This window comes from Sphingobacterium sp. NPDC055431 (genome assembly GCF_053644255.1).
Genome location: NZ_JBSHLH010000001.1, coordinates 668,570 through 695,024, shown reverse-complemented (window position 1 = coordinate 695,024; position 26,455 = coordinate 668,570). Strand labels below are relative to the sequence as shown.

At 39.1% G+C, this 26,455-nt stretch carries 22 protein-coding genes and 1 tRNA gene; 11 read left to right on the top strand and 12 right to left on the bottom strand.

Annotation, left to right across the window (positions count from 1 at the left end; genetic code table 11):
• The first annotated feature begins 275 nt into the window (after positions 1–275).
• The 5 genes from ACWIB3_RS02975 (at position 276) to ACWIB3_RS02955 (ending at position 4,774) form a co-directional block, all read left to right on the top strand.
• On the top strand, positions 276–1,142 hold the full coding sequence (locus ACWIB3_RS02975) for a bifunctional transcriptional activator/DNA repair enzyme AdaA (RefSeq protein WP_454290819.1): 867 nt from the start codon (positions 276–278) through the stop codon (positions 1,140–1,142).
• Positions 1,129–1,731 carry an alpha-ketoglutarate-dependent dioxygenase AlkB family protein gene (locus tag ACWIB3_RS02970; protein WP_313260190.1) on the top strand — a complete coding sequence of 201 codons (603 nt, stop codon included), beginning with the start codon at positions 1,129–1,131 and terminating at the stop codon, positions 1,729–1,731. The genes ACWIB3_RS02975 and ACWIB3_RS02970 overlap by 14 nt, the downstream gene beginning before the upstream one ends.
• A gap of 107 nt (positions 1,732–1,838) precedes the next feature.
• Positions 1,839–3,473 (top strand): ABC-F family ATP-binding cassette domain-containing protein, encoded by a 1,635-nt coding sequence (locus tag ACWIB3_RS02965; protein WP_454290818.1) that lies wholly within the window; start codon positions 1,839–1,841, stop codon positions 3,471–3,473.
• 16 nt (positions 3,474–3,489) lie between these two features.
• Positions 3,490–4,029: a dihydrofolate reductase family protein gene (locus ACWIB3_RS02960; RefSeq protein ID WP_454290817.1), complete on the top strand. Its 540-nt coding sequence runs from the start codon at positions 3,490–3,492 to the stop codon at positions 4,027–4,029.
• A gap of 220 nt (positions 4,030–4,249) precedes the next feature.
• Positions 4,250–4,774, top strand: coding sequence for a hypothetical protein (locus ACWIB3_RS02955; RefSeq protein WP_454290816.1), 525 nt, complete (start codon positions 4,250–4,252; stop codon positions 4,772–4,774).
• 73 nt (positions 4,775–4,847) lie between these two features.
• Here ACWIB3_RS02955 and ACWIB3_RS02950 read toward each other — a convergent pair whose 3' ends face one another.
• The 3 genes from ACWIB3_RS02950 to ACWIB3_RS02940 form a co-directional block, all read right to left on the bottom strand.
• Entirely contained in the window at positions 4,848–8,012 is a 3,165-nt protein-coding gene (locus ACWIB3_RS02950) for a TonB-dependent receptor (protein ID WP_313260197.1), read from the bottom strand.
• Between the two features lie 474 nt (positions 8,013–8,486).
• Positions 8,487–9,950 carry an LptF/LptG family permease gene (locus ACWIB3_RS02945; RefSeq protein ID WP_185210706.1) on the bottom strand — a complete coding sequence of 488 codons (1,464 nt, stop codon included), beginning with the start codon at positions 9,948–9,950 and terminating at the stop codon, positions 8,487–8,489.
• 207 nt (positions 9,951–10,157) lie between these two features.
• Complete coding sequence (locus ACWIB3_RS02940; RefSeq protein WP_093098723.1) at positions 10,158–10,535, bottom strand: START-like domain-containing protein; 378 nt, start codon at positions 10,533–10,535, stop codon at positions 10,158–10,160.
• A 326-nt stretch (positions 10,536–10,861) separates the two neighbouring features.
• Between ACWIB3_RS02940 and ACWIB3_RS02935 the strand changes: the two genes are divergently transcribed.
• Positions 10,862–10,935 (top strand) — tRNA-Met (locus ACWIB3_RS02935).
• A gap of 159 nt (positions 10,936–11,094) precedes the next feature.
• Here ACWIB3_RS02935 and ACWIB3_RS02930 read toward each other — a convergent pair.
• The 3 genes from ACWIB3_RS02930 to ACWIB3_RS02920 all read right to left on the bottom strand — a co-directional run bounded on the left by ACWIB3_RS02930 (position 11,095) and on the right by ACWIB3_RS02920 (position 14,869).
• Positions 11,095–11,499, bottom strand: coding sequence for a hypothetical protein (locus ACWIB3_RS02930; RefSeq protein WP_454290815.1), 405 nt, complete (start codon positions 11,497–11,499; stop codon positions 11,095–11,097).
• Positions 11,500–11,660: 161 nt separating this feature from the next.
• A complete protein-coding gene (locus tag ACWIB3_RS02925) occupies positions 11,661–12,692 on the bottom strand; it encodes an ABC transporter substrate-binding protein (RefSeq protein WP_454290814.1) in 1,032 nt (343 codons plus the stop codon).
• A gap of 8 nt (positions 12,693–12,700) precedes the next feature.
• Positions 12,701–14,869 (bottom strand): TonB-dependent siderophore receptor, encoded by a 2,169-nt coding sequence (locus ACWIB3_RS02920; RefSeq protein WP_454290813.1) that lies wholly within the window; start codon positions 14,867–14,869, stop codon positions 12,701–12,703.
• 242 nt (positions 14,870–15,111) lie between these two features.
• Between ACWIB3_RS02920 and ACWIB3_RS02915 the strand changes: the two genes are divergently transcribed.
• The gene (locus ACWIB3_RS02915; RefSeq protein WP_185216060.1) at positions 15,112–15,495 is read left to right on the top strand and encodes a diacylglycerol kinase; all 384 of its coding nucleotides are present in this window, start codon (positions 15,112–15,114) and stop codon (positions 15,493–15,495) included.
• A gap of 11 nt (positions 15,496–15,506) precedes the next feature.
• On the opposite strand, the gene ACWIB3_RS02910 is transcribed toward ACWIB3_RS02915, so the two are convergent.
• Both ACWIB3_RS02910 and ACWIB3_RS02905 read right to left on the bottom strand, forming a co-directional pair.
• Positions 15,507–16,805: a serine hydrolase domain-containing protein gene (locus ACWIB3_RS02910; RefSeq protein ID WP_254526322.1), complete on the bottom strand. Its 1,299-nt coding sequence runs from the start codon at positions 16,803–16,805 to the stop codon at positions 15,507–15,509.
• A 363-nt stretch (positions 16,806–17,168) separates the two neighbouring features.
• A complete protein-coding gene (locus tag ACWIB3_RS02905) occupies positions 17,169–19,583 on the bottom strand; it encodes an outer membrane beta-barrel protein (protein ID WP_454290812.1) in 2,415 nt (804 codons plus the stop codon).
• Between the two features lie 265 nt (positions 19,584–19,848).
• On the opposite strand from ACWIB3_RS02905, the gene ACWIB3_RS02900 reads away from it, so the two are divergent.
• The 4 genes from ACWIB3_RS02900 to ACWIB3_RS02885 all read left to right on the top strand — a co-directional run bounded on the left by ACWIB3_RS02900 (position 19,849) and on the right by ACWIB3_RS02885 (position 23,692).
• Positions 19,849–20,214, top strand: coding sequence for a hypothetical protein (locus ACWIB3_RS02900; protein ID WP_454290811.1), 366 nt, complete (start codon positions 19,849–19,851; stop codon positions 20,212–20,214).
• 25 nt (positions 20,215–20,239) lie between these two features.
• Positions 20,240–20,845, top strand: coding sequence for a helix-turn-helix domain-containing protein (locus ACWIB3_RS02895; protein ID WP_454290810.1), 606 nt, complete (start codon positions 20,240–20,242; stop codon positions 20,843–20,845).
• Between the two features lie 96 nt (positions 20,846–20,941).
• Positions 20,942–22,153, top strand: a complete 1,212-nt coding sequence (locus ACWIB3_RS02890; RefSeq protein WP_185210858.1) for a bifunctional 3,4-dihydroxy-2-butanone-4-phosphate synthase/GTP cyclohydrolase II — start codon at positions 20,942–20,944, stop codon at positions 22,151–22,153.
• A 105-nt stretch (positions 22,154–22,258) separates the two neighbouring features.
• Positions 22,259–23,692, top strand: coding sequence for an NAD-dependent succinate-semialdehyde dehydrogenase (locus ACWIB3_RS02885; RefSeq protein WP_454290809.1), 1,434 nt, complete (start codon positions 22,259–22,261; stop codon positions 23,690–23,692).
• A 12-nt stretch (positions 23,693–23,704) separates the two neighbouring features.
• On the opposite strand, the gene ACWIB3_RS02880 is transcribed toward ACWIB3_RS02885, so the two are convergent.
• From ACWIB3_RS02880 to ACWIB3_RS02865, 4 genes are all read right to left on the bottom strand, one after another.
• Positions 23,705–24,211 carry an outer membrane beta-barrel protein gene (locus ACWIB3_RS02880; RefSeq protein ID WP_313260210.1) on the bottom strand — a complete coding sequence of 169 codons (507 nt, stop codon included), beginning with the start codon at positions 24,209–24,211 and terminating at the stop codon, positions 23,705–23,707.
• A gap of 10 nt (positions 24,212–24,221) precedes the next feature.
• Positions 24,222–24,773, bottom strand: coding sequence for a protoporphyrinogen oxidase HemJ (hemJ, locus tag ACWIB3_RS02875; RefSeq protein ID WP_454290808.1), 552 nt, complete (start codon positions 24,771–24,773; stop codon positions 24,222–24,224).
• Between the two features lie 129 nt (positions 24,774–24,902).
• The gene (hemE, locus tag ACWIB3_RS02870; protein WP_185210865.1) at positions 24,903–25,928 is read right to left on the bottom strand and encodes a uroporphyrinogen decarboxylase; all 1,026 of its coding nucleotides are present in this window, start codon (positions 25,926–25,928) and stop codon (positions 24,903–24,905) included.
• A gap of 11 nt (positions 25,929–25,939) precedes the next feature.
• On the bottom strand, positions 25,940–26,455 hold the full coding sequence (locus tag ACWIB3_RS02865) for a hypothetical protein (RefSeq protein ID WP_185210867.1): 516 nt from the start codon (positions 26,453–26,455) through the stop codon (positions 25,940–25,942).

Below are 26,455 nucleotides of genomic sequence, written 5' to 3'. Positions count from 1 at the left end.
TAAATCCGTATTTTGTCGTAGCATAAGATTAGGATTTATGTTGTTATTTTGGTTATATAAAAATATAAACAAATAATCTTATGCTATCTCTTTGTATTAGCACGTCCTAAATACAAACATAAGGCCTACAAATATGGACAGCTTCCCCGCGAAATAATGATCTAGTCCAAGCTCCCATCCCGAACATGCAACTCCAAACCTAATATTGTTCTAGCTTCTTTGTAAATTAGCAAGATTCGGATTTTTATTGTCCCGATCAGTACGGAAATTTGAATATGGAAAAGACGCAACAAGAGTTAAACTATGACCGTATCGCCAAGGCGATACAGTTTATCCAGGATCACTTTCAGGAGAAACCTAGCCTAGAAGAGATAGCGGAGCATGTTCATTTAAGCCCTTTTCATTTTCAACGATTGTTTTCGGATTGGGTCGGGACCAGCCCAAAGAAATTCCTGCAATATACACAGGTCAACTACGCCAAGAAATTGTTGAAGGAAGAAAAACGGACCCTTTTTGACACCCATATCTTGACTGGTGTTGGCAGTACCAGTAGATTGCACGACATGTTTGTTCAGATCGAAGGGATGACTCCAGCAGAATTCAAACAAGGTGCAGAGGGTCTGTCCATTGCCTATAGTTTTCAGGGTAGTCCTTTTGGAAAATGCCTGATTGCTTCCACAGAGAAAGGAATCTGTTACCTCGCTTTTGTCGATAATGATTCTGCAGGATTGGAAGAGTTAAAACATTCCTTTGAGAACGCAACTTTTATCGCTGAGGAGCAAGCCATCCATCGGGAAGCCCTATTGATATTCAATCTGGAAGATTCTTCCTTAAAACGCATCAAACTGCATTTAAAGGGCACGTCCTTTCAACTGAAGGTCTGGCAGGCCTTACTGTCAATTCCTTTAGGGAAATTGAACTCCTACAAGGAAATTGCGGAAAAAGTTGGCCAACCTACCGCATCAAGAGCTGTGGGAACAGCAATAGGAAGCAATCCGATCGCTTACTTGATACCATGCCACCGTGTAATCCAGACTTCGGGACAAACTGGGGGATATCGATGGAATCCACTGCGAAAAACACTGATGCTAGGTTGGGAATTTGCAAAGACCGATAAAGAAAATCAACATGAAACTATTTAATACGGCCAATCCAAGTAAAAACCTGTTGCCCTATGACGGGACTGTATATTATTATGGAAGAATCTGTGATCCCGATAAGGGCTATTATGAAAAGTTATTGCATGGCATTAGCTGGAAAAATGACCAAGCGGTCATCTTTGGCAGGCATATAGAAACCAAGCGCAAGGTAGCATGGTATGGTGATAAACGATTTGAATACAGCTATTCCAACATACAGAAAATTGCTGAACCATGGACAGCGGAGCTACTTGAACTCAAAGAAATGGTAGAAAGAGAGTCTGGAGAGACTTTCAATTCCTGCCTGCTCAATCTATACCATGATGGCTCAGAAGGGATGGCATGGCACAGTGACGGCGAGAAGGACCTGAAAAAGCATGGAGCCATCGCTTCCCTGACTTTTGGTGCTGAACGTAAGTTTTCTTTTAAACATAAAACCTCCAAGGAGAAGATTGACCTTTACTTGGAAGATGGAAGTCTGTTGATCATGAAAGACCAGACCCAAGACCATTGGTTACATCGGCTTCCTCCTACCAAAACGGTACTTGGGGCGCGAATAAACCTCACCTTTAGGACGATAGAGAATGCATAGGTCATGAAAACTATGCATTAAAAATAAAAATCCTATATTTGCAGTACCAATAATCAAAACAGGATATATGTAATACCCAATTTCTTTCCGAAAACAATTAACAAAGCATGTGCATGCTTATGTATGGTTTTATCTTCAAAGCGAAAGGAATTATGGTCATTATACAGAACGCAACATATATTCATCCCAATAAAGACATTTTATTTCAAGGCCTCCATCTGGCAATCAATAAGCATGAAAAAATTGCTTTGATAGGCAATAACGGTGTAGGCAAATCTACTTTACTCAAAGCCATCGCTGCTGAGCTAAAGCTTACTTCTGGATCGATCTATTGTGAAAGCATCCCTTATTACATACCACAATTACTGGATAGGTACGATGGCATGAGCATAGGCCAAGCTTTGGCCATCGATGGTAAATTAAAAGCATTACTGGCTATACTCGATGGTCAGCTGGACGAGAACAATTTCGAAATCCTAAATGACGATTGGTCCTTGGAAGAGCGGGTACAGCAAGCCTTAAGCCGATGGAATCTTGCAGGATTGCATTTAGATGAGCCGTTCAACATCTTAAGTGGCGGTCAAAAGACCAAAGTCTTTCTTGCAGGCATCGACATCCATGAACCAGAATTGATCCTGATGGATGAACCCAGCAACCATCTTGACTTGGAATCACGAGAACAGCTATACCAGTTTATTGAAAACTGCAATAAGACGCTTTTCATCGTGAGTCATGATCGTGCTTTACTGCGGTTAATTCCAGAAATGGCCGAAATGAGCAAGACCGGAATTTCACGATTTGGAGGGAATTACGATTTTTTCGCAGAGCAAAAGGAAATTGCCATCAACGCTTTGGATCAGGATGTCAAATCCAAGGAAAAAGAATTGCGAAAGGCCAAAGAAAAAGAGCGAGAAGCCTCAGAAAGGCAGAACAAACTGAATGCCCGCGGTAAGAAAAAACAGGAAAAGGCAGGTATCCCTAAAATACTGATGGGCGGTTTAAAAAATAAGGCCGAAGGAAGCAGTGCAAAACTGAAAGGAGTACATCAGGAAAAGATTTCCGGAATCCAGCAAAATCTGAGCAGCCTCCGGGCAAATTTACAGGACATCGATCAAATGAAATTTGGATTTGAAGAATCAGGCCTACCCATTGGAAAAAACCTAGTGGAGCTGAAAAATGTCAATTTACTAATCAATGGCAAAGAACTCTGGAAACTGAACGTAAATTTTCAGCTCCAATATGGAGATAGAGTTGTCATAAAAGGCAATAATGGTTCCGGGAAAACCAGTTTGATACGGTTAATTCTTGGGGAGATGCCAAGCTATTCGGGCGAATTGAAAAAAGCGGACTTCAGCTTTGTATATGTTGACCAGACCTATTCTATGGTCAGGTCTACAAATTCCATTTATGATATGGCCCAGTCCTTTAATCAATCCGGTTTATTGGAACATGAGGTAAAGATCAGATTGAACCGTTTCCTTTTCCATAAGGAAAGTTGGGAAAAGAGCTGTTTGGTCCTCAGTGGAGGAGAGCGAATGCGCCTGTTATTATGTTGCCTAAACATCAGCAGCAAAGCACCAGATATCATTATTCTAGATGAGCCAACAAACAATATCGATATACAGAATATGGAGATATTAACCGCAGCTATACGCTCCTACCAAGGAACCTTAATCGTTGTCTCACACGATCAGTATTTTTTGGAGGAAGTAGGCATACAGAAGAACATTACGCTAGACTAAAGCAGAAAGGAAAAACATGAAAAAAATTATTTATTATGTGGCTTCGTCCATAGATGGATTTATTTCCGGAGAAAACGATGATGTAAGTGGATTTTCCTATGAAGGAGAGGCTGTAAAAAGGTATTTGGAAGATCTAAAAGCATTCAATCATGTAATGATGGGCAGGAAGACCTACGAATTTGGCTATCAATTCGGAGTAAAACCAGGTGATCCCTCTCCTACCTATGCACACATGACCCAGTATATCCTTTCCAATAACCTGGAATTTGAAAATAAACATGGACAGGTCAAGGTTCTCCCTTTGGATGTTGAACAGGTAAAGCGTCTGAAACAAGAAGCAGATACCGATATCTATTTGTGTGGAGGGGGGCAATTGGCGGGCTGGTTGCTCAGCAATGAATTATTGGATGAAGTAAAGATCAAGCTCAATCCGGTTATAATTGGATCAGGAACAAAGTTATTCGAAGGTATTAAAAAGAAATACGGATTAACCCTTTTGGGCGATGAAAAATATGAGCATGGAATGAAAATCCTACTTTATTCCATCGATTATTAAAAATGCGAAATTTAATTTCCGAAATATTTTATTTCTTAAAAGAAAATATACATTTTTGTGCCGAGCATGGTTAACTTATTTTGGGAATTTAAAATATAATAACTCAAACAAAAAATAAAACATAAGTGTTTGATTGTAAAACACTTTAGCTTAAATTTGATTTAATCAAATATACATTAACCAGCTTACCAGTAACAATAACCAAATTTGGGATATTAACATGAAAGGAAGATTTCTACTCTTTATTATTATTGGCATCCTTTTAGGATGTAAAGAGGAAGATATGTCCCCTCTTGAAGGTGAGTTTGACAAAACCCTATTGGAAAAGTACATCTGGAAAAATGATATCCTGATCGATGAGGTTTTTACGGACAACAGTAGTCCGGAACATTACAACCGAGTAACCACTTTAAGCTTTACCGCTACGCAATACAGCCATACCGTTCAGGACTCCGTCAAGGAGTCGTCCCTGTTCAGGGGTAAGATGGATCATGAAAGGACAGCTAGCAGGATTTCAGAATATTGGGGAGATTATACCTTCAACGGACAAGATTCAACCCTGGTCTTTTCATATCGCGTCAATGAAAAGCTGTTCAACAGATTAAATCTTTCCAGTGATTCGTTGATTATTTATAATACCTATAAAATCATCAATCTATCCGAAGATGAGCTGACCCTGAAATTGACAAATGATTCGGTCATGCACGGTTATAATCCAGTAATGACATATAAACCGATAAAGTAATCGGTATCTAAATAGCAAAAGGAGCTAGTGATCAGTCGCTAGCTCCTTTTTTATTGTTGTTTAATGCTTTCAATTAGAACGCATATCGCAATCCTAATTGGATTTGATATGGGCTTCCATTCAAGTTAGACACCCCTACATTAGAAGACATGTTGTACACATACTCTTGTTTTGTAGCATCAAAACTTTTGATACTATACAGGTTTTGTTTACCCAGGTTGTTTCCAACTCCCCATTCTTTGTTCAGAAGGTTAGCAACGTTGAAAATATCGATGGATGCTTCAATACCATGAGTTTTGTAGAATTTGAATTCTTTAGCCAAATGAAGGTCGAATACACCGTAGAAACCATTGATACCGCCATTTCGCTCTGCTACTTTACCTACATTGTTTTGGATATAATCTTTGATACTTTGTTCAGCATCCGGGTTGTTTAAGATAGCATTGATTCCAGTACGGATATTATCAGGAGTATTATTGCTATTCGGATCGAAAACATAGGCTAGATCATTGGAATTCACGAAATCCCCATTGACATTTCCTTGGACCGCCATGGAATATCTCGTTCCTGCGATACCACTATAGCGCAATCCCATGGAAACACCCCACATGGATGGCAATGTTCCATAAAACACTACTTTATGGCGGTATTGGTTATCGGAATAAGTCATGGTACTCAAATCACGGGGATCATCTTTTACCATTAACGATAGGGTCGCTGAATTGGCCACATTACCATTGTAAGAGGTATTATCTTTCGAATCATTCCAAGTATATGACATAGTCACTTGTCCATCTTTAAAATAGCGGTAAGTACCATCCACAACCACGGTATAGGTATTGTTTTTACCCTCGCTGTTCATTTCCAACACACGGCCCACTTCCGTTGTTTTTCTGCTGTTAACCCAGTTTGCTGCACCGTTCTTAGGATTAATGCTGCTTGCCGGAACATATACCCCTCTGTCACCTTCATTTTTCAGACGGAACATCGGCTCATCAACCATATTGCGGTCAACATACATGTAATTATTTCTTCCCCAGGTACCAAAAGCTGACACACCCACTCTTAAAGAAGGAGTGAAAAAGTGGTTCAGGGAGATATTGGCCTTATAGATCGTTGGCACTTTAACATCCTTACTGTTGGTGTTGATGGTTACCAATTTTTCTACGCCCGGTTGATTTAATAGATCTTTCCCAGGAGCTGAATTTGGATCTTTCCTGTAGTCTTCAAAATTAGGTCTTGGCATCAATCTCGGGTCTGTGATATCAACCCCGGCAATGCGTGTTCCATCAAACAACATATTGTTCAGCATGGAATAAGGGTTTAAGGCCGACCCGAATACACCTCCACCAAAACGGATGATATTCTTTCTTTCTTCATTGACATCCCATGTAAACTGCACACGTGGTTGGATTTGGAAAGTATTGATTCCATTGTCCGTTGAAATTCCTAATTCATCATAAACCACCTGATTGAAGTTAGCTTTTCTTAGATATTGGGTATTATCCAAACGAAGGCCGGCAACCACATCTAGGCCTCTAGCGATCTTTGCTTCCATCTGTCCATAGATACCGACAGCTAAATTATTGACCTTGGTGGTTTCCTCATCTGTAATATATACATCACGGGCATAACGATAAGGAGTTAGGTTTTTAAAGTTATCCATTCCGGTGAAGTAGAATCTACCATTCATTTCACTACCGTAGCGAAAATCCATATTGGTGTACATGATATCGGCACCAAAGGTGTATTTGATCTTTTCCGTGTTGAAATAAAGATTATTTACAGCTTGGATCATGTTTCCATGGAACCATTCAGGAGAAAAACGTTGTCCTCCGATCTGAATGCTGTTGAAATATTCTTTCTCGCCATCTTTAGATTGCACATTTTCAACAATAGCACGCGGGATACTTTGATCTTGGCCTATGCCGTTGACATTATGGAAAACATCAGAGCTTTCGTAGAAATGTTGCACCTTGAAATCATTGGTCAATCGAGGACTGATCGATGTTCTCAAGGAAGCCATTAAGCTATTGTTAATGTATTTACGATTCATGTACGATTCGTAAGCGTTGATACCTGAATTATCCCCTTCTTGATTATTGTCTTGGTCGTAAACAAAGTTATTACGGATCGTCAACAAGTTTTTATCATTTATCTGCCAGTCAATCCTTGCGAAGGCAGCATCAGTTTTCTTCTTTTTATCGAAGGCACCGAATAATCTGTTTGCATCGGCACCATATTGGTTTTGAGCGATCTGACTGAAGGCATCCAGGGTTTCTTGGGTTACTTTATAACGGCCGATATCCGCTGCGTTCTGTATATCCGCGATATAGAGAGGTCTTGAATCCGTTTGATGATCCCAAGCCACAAAGAAATGTGCTTTATCTTTAATGATCGGTCCACCTAATGAAAAACCATATTGATAAGTGGAGAACTCTTGGGTTCTTGGGGTTCCGTTCAGGTTATACTTACTGGATAACCAACCCGTTCTTGCAAATGTAAATGCACTCCCTGTCAAGGTATTGGTACCTGATTTGGTAACCGTAGTTACACTACCTCCCCCGCTTCTTCCATAAGTCACATCATAATCATTGGTTACCACCTTAAACTCACGGATGGCTTCCATGGAAATTGAATAAGCTCCACCACTGTTACCACCTGCAACGGTACTTCTGGAGTTCATCCCATCAACGGTAAAATTGGTTGAGGATGCACGTTGTCCGGCCAGGTTGGTTCCTGTACTCATTGGAGAAAGATCAATCAATGAAGAGAAGTTACGGCCATTTACCGGCATCTTTTTAAGTTCGTTTGCAGTGATTGCCGTAGAAGCTCCTAAAGATCTGATCTTGTTTTGTAGACCTTGACCCTGAACTACAATCTCATCAATGGTATTGGATTCATTGGTCAGCTGAAAGTTTACATTTAATTCATCGCCATAGTTTAATCGAAAATCAGTTTGTTTCTGTTCTTGAAAACCTAGATGGTTTGCTGTTACAGTGTAAGGAGCACCCAAGGGCAATTGTTGAAAAGAATAGTTACCGTTTTGATTGGTTACAGTTTTTTGAGTAAAACCGGTGGATTCGTTCCGAATAGTGATTGTAGTGCCGCTTAAAGGTTCAGCACCATCAGTGATCTTTCCTACAATGGTCGCTTCGGTACTTTGCGAGAAAGCATGATAGGGAACTGAAAAGATGAGGAGTAAAAAGAGCCAGGGCCCAAAAATGTTCTTAAGCATAATAATTTTTTACGTTTAGTTTGATTGTTAACTTCATACTTGTTAACTGGACAATTAAATTGGTCACGAAAATATTGAGAGGATGTTTTCATAGGATTAAGGCTTGATTAAGAAATATTTAATTCTCCTTATTTTTCATTCATTTAGTGTCGTTATTTCGAAAAAATAGTTTCAAAATCCTTTAATTTAAAGCGCTTTAGATAGTTAATAAATACTTAACCTGCTGCTTTTAGAATGTTTTCTTGTGGGATTATTCTTGTATCGAGGATGATTGATTGTAACGGTGTTTGAACCTGGATGCCATTCGGAAGGGTTCAGAGCACAGGATGGGAGGATGGACCAAGAACATCTTTTCAATTGGTCGCTGGAAAGTCCCCAATTCTGATTAGTCGTATCGAATATACCCGCTTGGAAATAAAAAGAAAAAGGAGTTGTCTGGGTAGACAACTCCTTCTGATTTACTCGTAATTATTATTAAGAAGTAGTACTTTTTGTTTCTTTCTTTTTTTGGAAAAACCCTGATATCTTATTCCAAATAGCCTGGGCTTTCATCTTATACTGATCAGCATCGAACAAGGCGGAGTCTGAGGTCGATTTATAGGTCAAAAAGATGGCTAATGGCGTCAATACTATTATGGCCATCCACATCCCCCACATCGGCGTCAGGCTTGCATCCTTCGCTGCTTTCTCTGCTAAGGTCGCAATAACATGGTAGATCAGGAAAAATATAATGGCCATAACGACGGGAAGTCCCAGACCACCCTTTCGGATAATTGCTCCTAATGGCGCTCCGATTCCAAAGAGTAAGAGACAAGAAACGGCCAAGGTGAATTTCCTGTGCCATTCTATATCGTAGCGGATATCCTTTTCAGCATACGGGGTAAACTCAGCATCTCGATTGACAGCCATATCCTTGATTTGCCTGGCTTGGCTCAGACCATTGTTAATGGCCATCCTCAACTGCCCGTTCTTATCTAGATCAGGCAAAGAAACCTTCGCTGCAGTCCTTCCAGGACTGTTTTCCCTAAAATATGGAGAATAATAATTGACATAGCGTTTGGCTTCGCCAGCATTGACCAACTCTAAACTATCGATATAGACTCGATTAGAATCAGAATAGAGCCGCAATTGCTTGAGGTTCAGCATTTGATGGTGGGATTTGAATAGATCCTGGTCAGTCCTATTCATCTGAAAACTACCCATATCAAACTTAGTGGTTGTTTCTTTAAACCTGAATCGTGTAAATTGTTGCCTAGGGTCATAACGTTTGGCGTTTTCAACCCGAGCATCCTCATATCGCACACCATCCTTTAATTCAAGGACCATGTAATTATTATCAGCTGAATTTTGGATAAAGCCTTCTTTGGCAAATGTCACATTGCTCGCCGTTCCTCCAGAAGGGTGCTCATAGATCATCAGATCTTTCAAGGTGGTCCCATCTTCACTTTTTCCCTTTGCACGGATACTATATCCCGGAATGGTATTGTTAAAAACCCCAGGTTTGATAAAGAAATCCGCTTTTTTCTTACGGACATCATATAACAGGGAGCCCATTTTCAGGTTTACCACCGGAAGGATATAATCTGAGAAGAAAAAAGATCCTGCACTGAATAGTCCTACCACAATAAACAATGGGGTCATGGCTTTACGAAGAGAAACACCGGCAGCCTTAATGGCCACGAGTTCATAACTCTCCCCTAAGTTACCAAAGGTCATGATGGACGAAAGAAGCATGGAAAGTGGAAGTGCCATAGAAAGCTGTACGGCACATTGGTAAGCCAAAAGCTCTAAAATTACATACCATTGAAACCCCTTTCCGATAAGGTCATCGATGTACTTGAACAAAAACAGCATCAACAGTACAAACATGACAATAAAGAAAGTCACCAAAAAGGGCTTAATAAATGCTTGTAATATGAGTAAGTTTACTTTTTTCATGTAATTTCAATAGGACCATTTGACAAAACTCTTTGGAAAGAGATGGTCTTGCTGCAAAGATACACTTTTTGTGAACTCAAAAATGTTAGAAAAAAGTTAATGTGGCCGTAAAAGTGGTTGTGTGCAATCCTTTCCAAAAGACAAGTATGGTCAGGATATAAAGAGGCCCCCAAAGAATATTTAGAGGCCTCCGTTTATTAAGTATTTCTATGCTCCGATTACCCTTTGCAGGTAACCGATAGAGTTATTCCAAATTAGTTTTCTATCGTCCAAATTATCTTCTTTCACATAATCTGTAACACTCAATGCTACATCATTGGTCAATTCATCTTGAATGATTTCAATTTCGAAGAAATACGGTTCATCATCCAACCATTTGAATTTTACGCTTTTGTTTTCTTTAGTTGCAATCAACTTAGCGCGGTGGGATTCATTGTCCCAAATAAATTCATAAATACCATCGTGATAATTCACATCATCTGCAAACCATTGAGCAAGCTCATTTGGCTCCTGAAGGTAAGGAAAGAGGATTCTAGGTGAAGAATTTAATACATATTCTAAGTTTAATTTAATCTTTTCTGCCATTTGATATGTATAAGTAGATCTTAATATTTTTGTTAGTACTCGATGTGCATGTTTTACATGCTACTTTTTGTAAGTATAATGAATAAATCCGTTATTCAAAAAAAACTACAAAAATCTTTTATTCACAAAAACAGCATTATTAACAGTGCAGAATTGCTCCAGATCAAGAAGACTGCGGAAATTTAGGTTAATTTCCCTTGAGGCTATCTTTTTGAATATAAATTGATTGTAGCGATTCTGCTGAAAATTGAGGATTTGAAGTCTAAAATTGTATAAAATTTTCTTTGATAATTATTCCTTATTGCTATCTTTGCATACCGAAAAACGGCGGGGTAGCTCAGATGGTTAGAGCGCAGGATTCATAACCCTGAGGTCGGCAGTTCGATCCTGCTCCCCGCTACTGGAAAAAAGCTCATCTTAGGATGAGCTTTTTTGGTATTTAGTAGAAAGTATTTAGACCTTGGGTGGAAATAGAGCTTTGCAATATTTGATTTAGAGAAAGGTCTTTTGAATTAGGTTGGTTAGGATTTTTAAACCAGAATGGTTTGGGTATTGATTCTTAATCTTTCTGTTCCTTCTCCAATTCTTTAATTCTTCTTTTCACCTCTTTTCTAAATAGGATACTTTCTTGAAAGTGTTTCTTCCTCAAGAATTCCAATAAGTATACGGTCAAAGCTCCTCCAAAAATCGCGATCCCTATCTCGGATAGGACATCTAAAATAATTCTATCGACAAATTCACCAAAGGCATCATCATCAAAGAAATAGCGAAGGAGTCTCACGGCGATGGTTAGACCAAGGCCTAGAACAAAGAAATATTTTAAGAATTTGGCTTGGAAGATGGATTGATTGATCATGGAATCCAGTTCTGCTGGATTTTTTCGGTAATATGCCACGATTTCATCGGTAATGATGGGTTTTTCATTCCTGAGGGCGGATTCAAGGATTTTATCTTCAATATTCATCTTATCATCAATCTTTAAGAATATAAAGGATTTAAATTTTAAAAGGTTTGCACACTTGGAAAATCAAGTCCTTGTAAAAATAGAAAGCTCGATATACATCGAGCTTTTTTCTATATGTAGAATATAGGCCGTAATGGACTATATGTTGTTTTTCCCAATCTTTAAAGCAATTCCACCAATCTTTCAGACTTCTCGTTTCCATATAGTTTCTGTAAGACCTCAGTAATCCTTTGCGTGGTCTGGGCACTATCACCTTGGTAAGCCCATTCATTGATCAGTGCTGCTGTACACAAAGCCTTTAGGGTATGTGGATTGTAAAAGAACATCGGATCGAGGTTAAAGATCTGTCTGTTTTTTATTGCGGTAATTCCTGCAAACTCCTTACGGTCATAAAAAAGGTTTGGGCTATCATTCCACATGACGATCATATCAGGGTTCCATTCTATCAATGTTTCAGGATTAATGGTAGGGAATCCGACTTCATATGGACAGACATTTTCAACACCTGCCATGGTCAGGCAAGAATGCATCATCCCATTTATTCCGGTAGTAGAAAGGATCCTTCCGTAAGCACCCGTAAAATATACCCGTCTCTTTTCATTTAATCCTGCAACTTCATTCAGCATCCTGTTCACTTCCGATTTTGTATAGGAAACAATCTCTTTGGCCCTATCCTCATTACCTGTCAGAATGCCAATATCATCAACGGTTTTATAGACCTCCTCCTCAGAGATTGCATTCAGGGCGTATACTTGTACACCTGCATTACGAAGGGTTTCGATCAAATCTTTTTGGGTTGAAGCGGCAATGACCAAATCCGGTGAAAGCTCAATGATATTTTCAATATTTCCTTGGTTGTTCAAGCCCGGTGCAGGTATTTTTCTCTCTGCAATCTCTGCACTCATCTTTGAATAATAAGGATACAGTTCTTGGCTCATGTAGACATCATTGAAAATACCTACCAAAGACTTCTCAGCACCCAAAACAAATAAAGCATCCAAACCTGGTTCGTCCAGACACACGATTCGTTTCACAGGTTTGTCAAGATTAATTTTGGCCCCCAAGGCATCTTCTACCATGATAGCTGATTTAGCTTCTTCCTTTTGGTTGTTTTGTGAAGTATTACAAGATACCACTAGGAAAACCAACATTATTCCTAACAGGTTTGATATGATCTTAATTGAATTTTTCATGTTGTTGATTATAAGTTAACACGTAGGGAAAGTCTTGCATGGATTGGCGCCATCTGTACCCAATAGTACATATCATTTGCCCCATTTCTCCATGCTGTAGAATACATTTTCCGGTTCAATACATTATTTACGATAAGGTTTATTTTATATTTTTCGTTATTCCAGCCAGCACCTACATCCAATCGGAAATTATCTTCCAGGGGTTGCGAACTGGCATTAGGGAACCTTTCTGTCCTTCCCATGAGTAACTGGTAACCGGCAGATAGAGAAAAGCCGCTAAGCTTTGGGATAGGTAAATAATAGTTCAGCCAAGTATTCTGGATATGCTTCACCAAATTGGGGGTTGCTCTTCCAATAAGCTCTGGGTTATATTCATCCTCCGTAATTTCTGAATCCGTATAAGCATAGTTGACAATGGCATTCAATCCTTTGGCAAGCTGCCCTTTCATATCAAATTCGAAACCTTTGGATTGGCTCACACCTGTTTGATAGATCAAGTTAGAAGTAGGATCGACAGAAACAAGTTGATTACGTTCGATATGGTAAACGGCCAATGTTGTGTTCCATCTTCCTTCGGACCAATCGCGTTTGAAACCTAGTTCATAATTGATACCTCGGATAGGTTCCAATGCATTCCCATCTACCGAGATACCCGATTGTGGTAAATAAGTGCGGTCATGCAAGAAATATAGGGAAGCATCTTTAGTCAAGGCATAGTTTATGCCTACTCTTGGAGTCAACACCAAGTCATCGGTTTCTGTTTTTGCACCATAGTCTGTAGAGTTTCCTTTTGATGCTGTCAATCGCAATCCAAGGGTAATCCTTAATTTTTCGTTTAGCATGCTCAATTCATCCATGGCATACACGGATGCATAGAACAGTCGTCTTTCAACAATATTACCCTCAGAATAGAAATCATTCTCAGAGGCAAAGTCACCACCTATGCCATTATTCATGATGGTCGTTGAATAGACCGGATTGGAAATGGAAAGTGGATAGACCGCTGTAGCAGTTCCCCAGGTATCCCGGCTGTTGGACGATTTATTATTGATATCGACTCCTGTAATGAAATTGTGTTTTAGACTTCCGGTATTGAAGTTCCCGTTCAGATAGAATTGGGTAGAAAAGACATTGTACTTATTGGAATCATAGACCAGATTACGATCAAGGATATCTGGATTTTGCTTATTAGCACCATTTACCCAAAAAATGGACCCATCATAGCCCATCTTGATATAGCTGGCTTTTGCAGTGAATTCCCAATTATTTTTAAAGCTATTCTGATAGGTCAGGAACATATTGTGATCACTGCCCGAAAAAGGACGGACGCTTGGGTCGGTTATGGTAAAATCTACAGGCAGGGTACCATATCCGTAAGGAGACATCTGAGCCTCACTCAACAACAAATAGTTCAACTGCTGATAGATATATTCTACCGTTATGGAGGATTTCTCGTTGATTTGGTACTTTAGGGATGGCGCAAAAAGAATCCTGTTGTTTCGATCATGTTCCATAAAGCCATTGGCTTTCATGCCCATCAGGTTCAAGCGATATTGAAGCTTTTCTGCTCCATCAAACTTCCCATCCAAGTCAATTGCTGCCCGCATTTGGTTAAAACTCCCCATCAGCACATCGATACTTCTCCGGGTCTCGCCTGTTGGTTTTTTAGTGACTACATTGTAGGATCCTGCTGGATCGCTCATGGCATGCATAAAACCGGCTGGACCCTTCAGGAATTCTACCCGATCGATTACCGCAACATCATCTCCAATTGGGCCTTTTCCCAAAGGTCTAAGGTCCACTCCATTTCTTTGAGCTGAAATATAGCCAGCCCTGGAATAGATATCAGGTGATATACCATTATGCAGTTCTTCACGCATGGTACCACTGACATTTCTGGTCAGGCTTTCGTTTAAGTTGGTTACAGCTTGATCACGGAAAACCTCGCCATCTAAGATCTGAATATTTTGGGATGTGTTTAACAAGGAAGTTCGAAGCCTTAATCCCTCCGACATCTCCTTGATATTATAGCGTTTGTAATATTTTGAATTGACTTCTACCTCCTCGACCTGATAAACCTTTAAGGTATCGGGAGCTGTCTGATCTTGATTTTGAGCCTTTAAAATAATTGGCACAATAAAACATATTCCTAAAAAGAGATTTTTGTTAGTTAGCATAGAAAATGAGTTTGATTTTCTCTCATACTCAAAGGAAATAAAATGCTATTAGAGGGGTATAAGTGTGATATTAGAATGAAATTAGAAATTAAAATATCTCGATTTTTGGGTGAAATCTTAATATTTTATGACAAAAGATTTTATTCCATCAAATTCTCATTAATTGTCCCTAACTTTTTCAAATAAACAGGAATTGATACCTTTGAGAAAATCCAGTTCGGCAATAATTATCATAAAGAGAAATGTCCAAAGAAAAAGAGCCATTCAGCCTTAAAAAAAGAATCAAGAGTTTTGAATATTCCTTTGCTGGATTAGCTCATCTTTTGAAGCTTGAACATAATGCCAGGATCCATGTCATTGCTGCAATCATGGTCGTGGTTGCCGGTTGGTTACTTGAAATAAGTAGTATGGAGTGGGTTGCAATCGTGATTTGCATTGGTTTTGTTTTTACTACGGAGACCTTAAATACTTCAATAGAAAATATCTGTGACCATTTGACCACAGATATTCATCCTCATATTAAGATCATCAAAGATTTAGCATCTGGAGCTGTTTTAATCAGCGCAGTGACAGCTGTTGTAGTTGCTTTGATTATATTTTTACCTAAAATTCTCAGTCTTGTCTGAGAGCCTTCTGGTTATTTCTTGTTCAACAGATAGTTTGCTACGGCATCATAAGCGGGCAGAGAGTAGGGGTCGTTGGCGGTGTTGCTTGCCACCGGGTGGGAAGCCAATCTTACCAAGACCATTTCGGCCGTTGGATCTATGTAAATCGTCTGTCCATGCACGCCCCTTGCGCAGAATGCACCATGCTTATTGTTGGATATCCACCACATATTGCGGTAGCTCCAGTCCTTTAAATTGCTGTAGCCTGCTTTGGCAAAATCCGATTGCTTTCCTCCTTTACGGATATCATCAATAACCTCCTTCTTTAATACCTGTTTGCCATTGAACTGACCATTGTTTCGGATCATCTCCCCAAACATGGCCAAATCCCTCAGGTTGGCATTAAAGCCACCGCCTGCAAACGCAATTCCAGAACGGTCAATTTGATAATATCCATCGTGATGAGCTCCGATGGGTTTCCAAATCTTTTCTGAAAGCAATTCAGGGATGCTTTTACCAGTTGCCCTACTGATTACCCAGCCCATTGCATCGGTGTTAATGGTTTTATAACCAAAAGCTTCGCCATGCTTCCCTGCTTTTTTTACAGTTTCAAGAAACTCATAATAATTGGTCGGCCCTTTGTAATCTTTAGGAACCGGAACTGGATTTCCTGCTGCCGAAAACACCCAAATGTCTGCATTCGGATCAGCATAATCCTCCGAATAATCCAGGGAAGTGGTCATATCCAAAACCTGTCTGACAGTAGCATCTCCGAAGGCCGAGTTCTTGAGTTCTGGGACATAATCCTGGACTAATTTATTTTCATCCAAAATGCCCTCAGCAACCAAGCTAGCCCCTAAAGTTCCTGTAAAAGTTTTGCTTACAGACATTACTGCATGGGTACCCTCCTGATCCAGCTCTGCAAAATATTTTTCATAAATAATTTTCCCTTTATGCAGAATGATAATGCCATCGGCATAAGTCTTATCCAATGATTCTTTAAAGTTTATTGGAGATTTTTCTCCCAATGGAATAAAAGTCACCTTATCCAATTCACTGTCTATTTTGCTTTCAAAGCTATATCTATCATTTTGATTTGCCTGAACCACTTTGGTCGGCATAAATTCACGCATATGACAGACACTATATCGTAAGCCTGGAAATTGAAAAAAACTGCCATCAAACAGGGACAGGGTGCTGTCTTTAGCAGGTGGAAAGCCTTTCATCCACCCCATTTCTTTGGGATTTGATTGTTCTGCCGTTAAATTGTTTTGTGCGCTCAAGGTAGTACAGATTGATAAATTGATTAAACAGATTAATAGTTTTTTCATAGTATTTCAAAGGTAGTGTATCTGAATTAATAGCTGGAGCCAAAAAATTGTTTGGAATGAATCAATAGTACGCGATAGAATATCGAATCTCGTCAACTACCTGTTAATATAGTGTAGATATTTGTTAATTAAGGCAAAGTTCTTTAAGGCTAATTATATTATTTTCGATTATTCAAAAACATGTAAGAATTTGTAAAAAGATTTGATATGTGGGGAATAATTAACCTAAACCTATTTTAAATAGCTTAATCTATTTCCTCACATTTAACAAATCATTCTTAATAAAGAGTTAGTTAGTCAATATAGTTTTTAATTTGGTTTAAATCCACCTTGGGGAAGGTGGATTTTTCATTATCGATTGGGTTAACTTCCTCCCCTTACCCGATTCTGTTCATCACTTTCCTTTTTCCTATGTCTTCCATTGAGGTCCTTTCCAAGTTTTATGGTTGCTGAAAAAATGAAAGTCCTACTATCAAGGTTAAAGTTCTGTTTCATCCTTACTCCACCGGCATAAGATTCGGTTTGATAGGTCATAGATTTGAAGATATCATTGACCGCCAGTTTTAGGGCGACCTTATCACTCCATATATTTTTCATTATTCCTGCAGACATAAAACCAAATCCTTTTTGACGTAATACCCCATCTGTTTGCGGAGAATTGTATTGTCCATTTAACTCTAAGGACCATTTTTTTGGCAGTTTAAAGATATTATTGGATTGGATTGTATAGGACCATTCACGGTTATCAATTTCTTCCTTGTTGAACTCGCCGAAATAGTGGTTTTCAAAAATATTGGCGTTATTAATGGTTGTCCAAAAATTCAGGGGAACATAGGAATGGTTGACATTCACTCCCTTGTTCCGAAAGCCTTCAATATTGGCAATGGAGCGAATAGTTACGTTTTGAGCTGGGATTTGCGTCAATACACTTGTCATCACATCCTTCACATCGGTATAATAGAAGGATGCATGCAGGTTCTTTCCAAAGCTATAATTCAATTCAAACACATTGGCTAATTCGGGTTGCAAAAGAGGGTTTCCTTCGTAGAAAACAAATGCATCGATATAATAGCGAAAGGGATTCAGATCTTCATAGTCAGGTCTATTGACTCTTTTACTATATGAAAACTGTACATTATGTTTTTCTCCAATTTTTTTACTGATGGAGGTACCTGGAAACCAGTTGGTATAATTTCGCTCATTTTGAAGTTCACTGGTCAGTTGATTCCCCAATGAATAAGTCTTTTCAACCCGTAGCCCAGCCGTGAAATTCCAGTCGTTCGATTCTAAATGATAATTAGCATATCCAGCATGTATATGCTCCTCGTAAAGGAAATGATTGCTGGTGCTTCCATCATTGACCCAGTTACCTGCCTTTAAGGTATCATTGATCGCATTATTATCGGCATTCATAAAACTGCTTTTCCAACCTAGTTCCAATCGCTGATGCTCATTGATATGTTGTAAATAGTCAAGCTTGCCTACATATAATTTGGTAATTGAGGGGGTTTGGTTCTTTCTTTTGGAAAGAAAGGCGGGCTGATGGATGGTCTTTTGAAAATCAGAGGTCAAATTTTGATCCGCTTTATAATCGGCATTTAGGTATTCAAAGTCTGCAGACAGTAAATTCTCCTTCGAACCTATTTTCTGCTGCAAATTGGCCATTAAGGTATGGTTATTCCATTTACTGATATTGCTGTTATCGGTCAATGAATTGGAAATAAGCTCTTCATTACTGAAAAGGATATTGTTGTAACCTTGGTTAAAGTTCTTATAGGTTCCAAAACTTCCTGACCAGCCAATTCCCAAACTGAGTTTTTCAGTTGCCTGAAAATCAATACCCGCCTTTGCATTATTAGTCTGTAGGGGTTCGTTGGTATGGGAATATTGAATGGACTTTCTGCTTAGGGATTCTGTTGGATTCTTTTCAAAGAAACGGCTAAAGGTTCGATATTCTTCTTCACCTCTAAAGCCTTTGTCAAAACCTAAGATAAAGTTCCACTTGTTCTTTTGACTATTCAGGTTAAAACCGGCGCCATATCTTTCTTTCCTTCCAGCTCCCCCATAACTATTGACCGATAGATTGAACCCTGCCTTTTTATCATTCTTCATAACAATATTGATCATACCACCCATTCCCTGGGCATCGTATTTAGCGGAGGGATTCGTAATCAATTCGACACTTTTGATGGATGATGAGGATGTCCCTTTTAGCAAAGTTGCAAGATCCCGAGGGGATAAATAGGACAATTTACCATTGATCATTACGGCGACATCAGACTTTCCGCGCATGCTGATATTACCATCGTCATCCACTTTAACAGCCGGAGCTCGTTGAAGGATTTCTAGAGCTGTCATACCGTCGGCAAGGATACTGTTTTCAATATTGATTACCATTCGGTCTGAGAGTCTTTCAATTAACTTTCTTTCACCCTTAATTTCTATTTCTTCTAAGGATTGAGAGGAAGGAAATAGGTTTATGCTTCCCAGATCAACATGTTTGGAAGCTAAGTGAAGATCTTTTTTAATATAATTAGAATAACCAAGATATGATATTTGTAGATCATAGTTTCCATATTCCAGTTCGAGAGTAAAATAGCCTTTCTGGTCAGTTGAAATCACTTGTTTGGTGTTATTTGAAGTCGATTTAAGTAAAACGGTCACTTGACCTAGAGGTTCATTATTTTCATTGTGCACCAATCCTTTAATAACGGACTGAGCTTGAACTGTAAGGGAAAACAACAATAGAATGGTGCATAGTTTGATTTGTAATAGCATAATAAATAATTAAAATTCACTGTTTTATTTGTTGTTTTCATAAGTAGTCTGCGTTTTATCGGACGGTTTCCATCATTTTATCTTTCTTTTCATCCTGACCCGGAAACAGGCTAAAGAACTAGAATCCTTATTTCTTACTGCGTTGAAGACAGACAGTTCCCCAAACTGTCCAAGAAACCTATTTAGAATAATTATAAATAATGCTGCAAAAGTATTACTTTTGAATACCCCTTGATAACAAAAAAGGGATATTCAACAACAAATAATGGATAAATTACCGTCAATTACATTTAAGGAATTCTATGCTAGGGAGCAACTGAATGATCAATTGACAAATGCTGAAAACCTACAAATAGACAATGGTTTTTCGAGCAGGTTTCTGTCCAATGAATACATGGAAGGAAGGTTGTTAGAGTTTAATGATGAGTCCATATCCATCAAATATCAAGAATGGAATCTTTTTAAGCCTTTTAAATTAAGTATCCTGAATGATTCGCATCTGATAAAAGTCCAATTTGAAATTGAAGGAAATTGCCATTTCGAAAGTAAAAACCATTACTGCATCATAATTCCAAGCAACCACTATCAATTCATAAATAGCCAATCCCCAAGGACACATTACTTACAATAGCTCTCGAAAGGTATTGGACATCTATATGGATCAGGAATTTCTATTCCAGTTGTTAGGGACCCAAGGCTATTCAGAGCAACAGTTAAAAGCGCATTTCCTTTTAAAAAATTACACTTTCTGTAGAAAAGCGACACTGATAACTGCCCAACAACAACAGCTGATCCAGGAATTGCTGCATCACCAATACCAATCCGATTTCGCAAAACAATTCATTCGTATCAAGGCCATAGAATTGATGATAACGGTCTTTGCTGGAGCAAACAACCAGATCAACCAAGTTAAATGGAATCAATCTGATATCGATAACATGATGTCATTGAAGGAGTTTTTAGACCAAAACTATCATCAGGACCTACGTATCAAGACTTTATGTAGGCAATTTGGAATCAATGAATTTAAACTTAAAAACTGCTTTAAAGAGCTCTTTGGCGAAACCGTCTTTGTGTACATCCGGAGGCAAAAGATGAAAAAAGCACAGGAACTCTTGAGAAACCCAGAATTAGAGATCAAGGAAATCGCGTATCTAACTGGTTTTAAATATGCACATCACTTCTCTAAAGTGTACTTTGACCATTATCAGATTCGGCCAAGTGAGTACAGAAACAAGCATATGCCCGTTGAGGTCGATTAGATTCAGTTGGTTTGCTTACCCAATCGCGTTTTTATGACAACTTACTTATAAAATAATGGCTAAATACCCCTACCTTTGCATTAATATTTAAAACAAATGAAAATTCAATTAAATACGATTGAAGAAGCAATCGAAGACATTAAAGCTGGAAAGGTTATCATTGTTGTAGACGATGAAGACCGTGAGAATGAAGGAGACTTTGTAACCGCAGCTAGAAATGCCACTCCAGAGGTCATTAATTTTATGGCCACACATGGTAGAGGCTTGGTATGTGCTCCATTGACCGAAGAACGTTGTAAGGAATTAAACTTAGGTTTAATGGTCAACAACAATACAGCTGTATATGAAACCAACTTCACTGTATCTGTAGACCTTCAAGGGTATGGCTGTACCACTGGTATTTCAGCTTCTGACCGTTCAAAAACAATCAAAGCATTAATTGATCCCAATATAAAGCCTGAGGAATTAGGTCGTCCTGGTCACATTTTCCCATTGATCGCAAAAGATGGTGGGGTATTGCGCAGGACCGGTCATACAGAAGCTTCAGTAGATTTAGCTCGTCTTGCGGGCTTTGAACCTGCAGGTGTGCTAGTCGAGATCTTGAAGGATGATGGTGAAATGGCTCGCCTTCCAGATTTAATAAAGGTTGCAGAGAAATTCGACCTTAAGATCATCTCTATTGAAGACCTTATTGAATATCGCTTGAAGCATGATACGCTGATCCAAGAGGAAGTAAGTGTTGAAATGCCAACAGAATGGGGTGATTTCAAAATGAAAGCATTTACCCAAAAGAATACAGGCGAACAGCATTTGGCCCTATACAAAGGTGAATGGAAAGAAGATGAACCTATCTTGGTACGTGTGCACAGCTCATGCGTCACCGGCGATATCTTCGGCTCATGCCGTTGCGATTGTGGTCCTCAGCTCCATAAAGCTATGGAGATGATCCAGAAAGAAGGAAAAGGTATTATCGTTTATATGAACCAAGAAGGTAGAGGAATCGGCCTTGTCAATAAATTACATGCCTATAAACTTCAAGAAACTGGCGTTGACACCGTTGATGCAAACCTAGAATTAGGTTTCAAACCAGATTTACGTGATTATGGTGTTGGAGCTCAGATCTTGAGATACATGGGTGTCACCAAAATGCGCCTAATGTCCAACAATCCAACTAAACGTGCAGGATTGATCGGTTATGGTCTTGAAGTGGTCGATAATGTACCAATCGAAATCATTCCCAACAAATACAACGAAGCATATTTGAAAACAAAAAGAGACAAAATGGGTCACACCCTAAGTAATCTTTAAAAAATAACAATGGAGGCCTAAAAACCTCCATTTTGTTTTTATCTAAGGTCTATATTCTTGGCTTAAACATTTACCATTCCCATTTGTTCGAATAAAAAATTGACTATGAAGAATTCGCTATTAATAGAAAAAGCATATTTAAATGGATCTTTTATCAGTTCCAAAGACACATTTGAAGTCATCAATCCCTCTACTTTAAAACCTGTAGGATCTTTACCAAACTTAACGGTAAAAGATTGTCAGAAATTTGTTGACACCGCCTACAAATCTTGGGACCCTTGGAAGAATACACCTGTAGGCGAAAGATCTAAAATCTTAAGGAATCTTTACAACCTGATCAATGAGCATAAACAGGAACTCGCAGAGATCATGACCCTAGAGAGTGGCAAACCTATTAAGGAATCCCTAACTGAGGTCGATTATGCCAATTCATTTATTGACTGGTTTGCGGAAGAAGGAAAACGTGCTTATGGGGAAACCATTCCCTCACTTGCTGGAAACGCTAGGATGCAAACCATCAAACAAGGTGTTGGTGTCGTTGCGGCGATTACCCCTTGGAATTTCCCTTTGGCGATGATCACACGTAAAGTTGGCCCTGCCTTGGCAGCCGGTTGTACCGTCGTACTGAAACCCGCCTCCCAAACACCCTTCTCCGCTATTGCATTGGCAAAATTAGCCGATGAAGCCGGAGTTCCGAAGGGAGTATTGAATGTCATTACCTCCAAAGACAGCAAAGGAATAGGAAAAGAATTAGCCACTAATGAGAAAATCAGGAAGATTTCCTTTACAGGATCTACCTCGGTTGGTCGGACCCTTATGGAACAGGCAGCTTCAACGATCAAAAGGATCTCCCTTGAACTTGGTGGAAATGCCCCATTCCTGGTATTCAACAATGCAGATATTGACAAAGCTGTTGAAGGTGCAGTGGCAGGTAAGTTTAGGAATACCGGACAAACCTGTGTTTCCATCAATAGATTCTATGTTCAAGAGGATATTTACGATGAATTCACCAAAAAACTAAGCAAAGCAGTAAAAGCATTGGAAGTTGGGGATGGATTAAAGAAAACATCTCAGGTCGGTCCATTAATCAATGAAGAAGGACTTAAAAAAGTTGAAGAACATGTGCAAGATGCTATTGACAAAGGAGCAAAAATTGAGACCGGTGGAAAAGCAATGAAAGGTTTATTCTATGAACCAACGGTCCTTTCCAATATGCCTGCCCATAGTATCATTGCAACGGAAGAGACTTTCGGCCCTATATGTGCTTTATTCAAATTCAAGACTGAAGAAGAGGCAATCAAATTGGCCAACGACACTCCATTTGGCCTAGCATCCTATTTCTTTAGCCAAGATGTACATCAATGTTTCCGCGTTGCGGAGCAATTGGAAACGGGCATGGTCGGAGTAAATACAGGATTGATTTCGAATGCTTCAGCACCTTTTGGAGGCGTTAAACAATCTGGTTTAGGTAGAGAGGGGTCAAAATATGGTCTCGATGAGTATATCGAGGTAAAATATATCTGTTTTGGAGGCAATTAACCTCCAAAACAATTACCAAATATGATATCTCAGTCCCAACATCACATAATTGGGCTCAGTAACTTCATCTTTAAATTGATATTTCACTTTATACCCTGTATAAAGAGATAAATCTACACTAGGGAAATAATAACTGATCCCTACTTGCCCATTAGCTTTGGTAAAGTTTTCCTTTCTAGGCATGGGCTCATCCCCTTCAGCGCCAACTGCATTTTCATAGGTAAAGAACTCTTGTCCCAAACCTGCACCCAAGAAGATATTGAAATTGGATTTCTCCTTATTAAAAATACTCACAAGATAGTCGGCACCAACAGCCAGTAGATCACCTCTTCCATGAATCTGGGCTTGGACCGCAGATCGATTCGTAAAATCATACTTACCCTGAACCCCGAAACTGGCATCATAAGCTGCATCGTCTAATTTTAGATCACTGTAAATCCCAAAGGCCCAATCATGTTCCTGCGCATGTAGGGAAATAGGAAAAATAAAAGCACATAATATCCAAAGTAATTTCTTCATAGCATATAAATTAGTCAACCTGCTCCCCTTTACTCTTTCGGTATTTCTTATAAAGCTTAACAAGTATCATCAGTAAAATTCCCAACCCAAAGATTCCCAGAACACCAAATACCCATCCTATTGCAGATTTAAGGATCACCAGGAAGACAATAGCAAACAAGATAATCGTAGAAACCTCATTCCACATCCGTAGATGCGTTGAGGTCCAATTGGACTTTTCATCCCTTAACCTGTACATGATCTTTTGGGAGATAAAGTGATAGGCTATCAAGGCCGCAACAAAACCCAACTTGATCTGCATCCATCCTGTAGACAACAGCGCTGGATTGATATAGAGCATGACCAAGGCAGAAATAATGACTAAATACATTGAAGGCGTTGTGATCACCCACCACAGCCTATTCTCCATAATAACAAACTGCTTATGAAGAACTTGATATTCGATGTCAGATTTCTGTTTGGCTTCCGTATGATATACAAACAACCTCGGCATATAAAAAAGCCCAGCCATCCAGCAGATAACAAAAATAATATGGATTGCTTTCGCGTATAGATAGACCATAATTTGTATTAATCCTCAAAAATATAAATTAAATCAGCAAATATTGACATGATAGGGTAATGAATTAATAGCTAAAAAGAAAGGAGCTGCCACATCGTGACAGCTCCCATATCTAAATTTGATATTTTCTTAGTATCTGAATTCCTTAATGGTTTCTACAGCGTATTTCACGTTGTCAAAAGGAATATCAGGCATGATACCGTGTCCAAGGTTAAAGATGAATCCATCCTCTCCACGCATACGTTCAAATAGATCTAAGATCTTTTTCTTGATCACTGGCTTATCTGCATAAAGCACAAATGGATCCAGGTTACCCTGAACAGCCATATTGTTAGGCAAGGATTTTTTGATGTTCAATAAATCAGCATTCCAATCTACAGAAACCACATCTGGTTGTGCTTCTGCCATAATCGGTGCAAATACAGAACTTCCTTTACAGAAAGAAATAACCGGTACGTCTTTTCTGTTCAATTTAGAAATAATGTATTTATTGTATTTATGCGAAAACTCATGGTAATCATTCCATGATAATGCCAATGCCCAGCTATCGAATAACTGCAACGCATTAACACCTGCATCGATTTGCATATTCATGTAATTGATCGTTACATCGGCAATCTTCTGCAAAATGGAATGTGCCAATTCAGGTTGATTGTTCAACAAGGTTTTAGTCAATTTGAAATCCTTGGAAGAACCACCTTCAACCAAATAGCTCAAAATTGTAAATGGCGCACCTGCAAAACCGATCAAAGGCACTTTACCGTCTAATCGGCCTTGGATTACTTTGATGGCATCAGCAACATACTGTAGTTTATCCAAACAATCTACCGATAGATTCTCGGCATCTTGCACTGTCCTAATCGGATTGGAGAATCTCGGGCCTACACCTTGTTCAAAGGATAGGTCTCCCCCCATTGCCTCGGCCGTAACCAAGATATCCGAAAATAAAATAGCTGCATCAACACCTAATAGGTCTATTGGCAGCATGGTAACATCTGCGGCAATCTCAGGGGTTTTGCACATTTCCAAGAAAGAATACTTGTTCTTGATTTCCCAATATTCTTTCATAAACCTTCCTGCTTGACGCATCATCCATACTGGAGGTCGTTCCGTAGGCTGCGACAACGCAGCGCGAATCAATAGATCGTTTTTCAAATTTTTGTCCACTACTTATTCTTATTTACTTCGTTTTGTATTTTCTCAATAATTGACTGTTGTCTGGCCGTCAGCCTCAATTTACTCGCCACATCCAAATAGGCCTGCACTCTTTCATAATCATGCTTCCTCAAGTTGATGTTCGCTAGATTGATCAGGACCATTCCCTTTTCATTGTCCTTACGCCAAGGCAACCTTGAGGCTAGCTGAAAATGATATTCGGCCTCCTCGATCCTATCCTCCTTCAAGGCTATATTGCCCATCATAAACTCATAAAAGTTTCTCCTTCCTTTACGTAGTTTATCCGGATTCTTGATCTCAGCCAGCAATCTCTTTGTTTTCTCGTAATCTTGCTTATGAAAAGCTTGGGTCGCCAAGTAAACGGTGCCCTCTTTCAGGTAGCTCCATACCAAATAGGTAATACCTCCAAAGATATAGACCGCAATATTATAATGCTTGGCATAAATGGCATACAATAGAAAAGCAATCGCAATTGCGATTACTATTTTTCGAGCTTGATTAGTCAT

What these genes read in the sequence shown, in the direction of transcription:
- ACWIB3_RS02975 (WP_454290819.1), top strand. Translation starts at nt 276, where the DNA reads ATGGAAAAGACGCAACAAGAGTTAAACTATGACCGTATCGCCAAGGCG.
- ACWIB3_RS02970 (WP_313260190.1), top strand. Translation starts at nt 1,129, where the DNA reads ATGAAACTATTTAATACGGCCAATCCAAGTAAAAACCTGTTGCCCTAT.
- ACWIB3_RS02965 (WP_454290818.1), top strand. Translation starts at nt 1,839, where the DNA reads ATGTGCATGCTTATGTATGGTTTTATCTTCAAAGCGAAAGGAATTATG.
- ACWIB3_RS02960 (WP_454290817.1), top strand. Translation starts at nt 3,490, where the DNA reads ATGAAAAAAATTATTTATTATGTGGCTTCGTCCATAGATGGATTTATT.
- ACWIB3_RS02955 (WP_454290816.1), top strand. Translation starts at nt 4,250, where the DNA reads ATGAAAGGAAGATTTCTACTCTTTATTATTATTGGCATCCTTTTAGGA.
- ACWIB3_RS02950 (WP_313260197.1), bottom strand. Translation starts at nt 8,012, where the DNA reads ATGCTTAAGAACATTTTTGGGCCCTGGCTCTTTTTACTCCTCATCTTT.
- ACWIB3_RS02945 (WP_185210706.1), bottom strand. Translation starts at nt 9,950, where the DNA reads ATGAAAAAAGTAAACTTACTCATATTACAAGCATTTATTAAGCCCTTT.
- ACWIB3_RS02940 (WP_093098723.1), bottom strand. Translation starts at nt 10,535, where the DNA reads ATGGCAGAAAAGATTAAATTAAACTTAGAATATGTATTAAATTCTTCA.
- ACWIB3_RS02930 (WP_454290815.1), bottom strand. Translation starts at nt 11,499, where the DNA reads ATGAATATTGAAGATAAAATCCTTGAATCCGCCCTCAGGAATGAAAAA.
- ACWIB3_RS02925 (WP_454290814.1), bottom strand. Translation starts at nt 12,692, where the DNA reads ATGAAAAATTCAATTAAGATCATATCAAACCTGTTAGGAATAATGTTG.
- ACWIB3_RS02920 (WP_454290813.1), bottom strand. Translation starts at nt 14,869, where the DNA reads ATGCTAACTAACAAAAATCTCTTTTTAGGAATATGTTTTATTGTGCCA.
- ACWIB3_RS02915 (WP_185216060.1), top strand. Translation starts at nt 15,112, where the DNA reads ATGTCCAAAGAAAAAGAGCCATTCAGCCTTAAAAAAAGAATCAAGAGT.
- ACWIB3_RS02910 (WP_254526322.1), bottom strand. Translation starts at nt 16,805, where the DNA reads ATGAAAAAACTATTAATCTGTTTAATCAATTTATCAATCTGTACTACC.
- ACWIB3_RS02905 (WP_454290812.1), bottom strand. Translation starts at nt 19,583, where the DNA reads ATGCTATTACAAATCAAACTATGCACCATTCTATTGTTGTTTTCCCTT.
- ACWIB3_RS02900 (WP_454290811.1), top strand. Translation starts at nt 19,849, where the DNA reads ATGGATAAATTACCGTCAATTACATTTAAGGAATTCTATGCTAGGGAG.
- ACWIB3_RS02895 (WP_454290810.1), top strand. Translation starts at nt 20,240, where the DNA reads ATGGATCAGGAATTTCTATTCCAGTTGTTAGGGACCCAAGGCTATTCA.
- ACWIB3_RS02890 (WP_185210858.1), top strand. Translation starts at nt 20,942, where the DNA reads ATGAAAATTCAATTAAATACGATTGAAGAAGCAATCGAAGACATTAAA.
- ACWIB3_RS02885 (WP_454290809.1), top strand. Translation starts at nt 22,259, where the DNA reads ATGAAGAATTCGCTATTAATAGAAAAAGCATATTTAAATGGATCTTTT.
- ACWIB3_RS02880 (WP_313260210.1), bottom strand. Translation starts at nt 24,211, where the DNA reads ATGAAGAAATTACTTTGGATATTATGTGCTTTTATTTTTCCTATTTCC.
- hemJ (WP_454290808.1), bottom strand. Translation starts at nt 24,773, where the DNA reads ATGGTCTATCTATACGCGAAAGCAATCCATATTATTTTTGTTATCTGC.
- ACWIB3_RS02865 (WP_185210867.1), bottom strand. Translation starts at nt 26,455, where the DNA reads ATGACTAATCAAGCTCGAAAAATAGTAATCGCAATTGCGATTGCTTTT.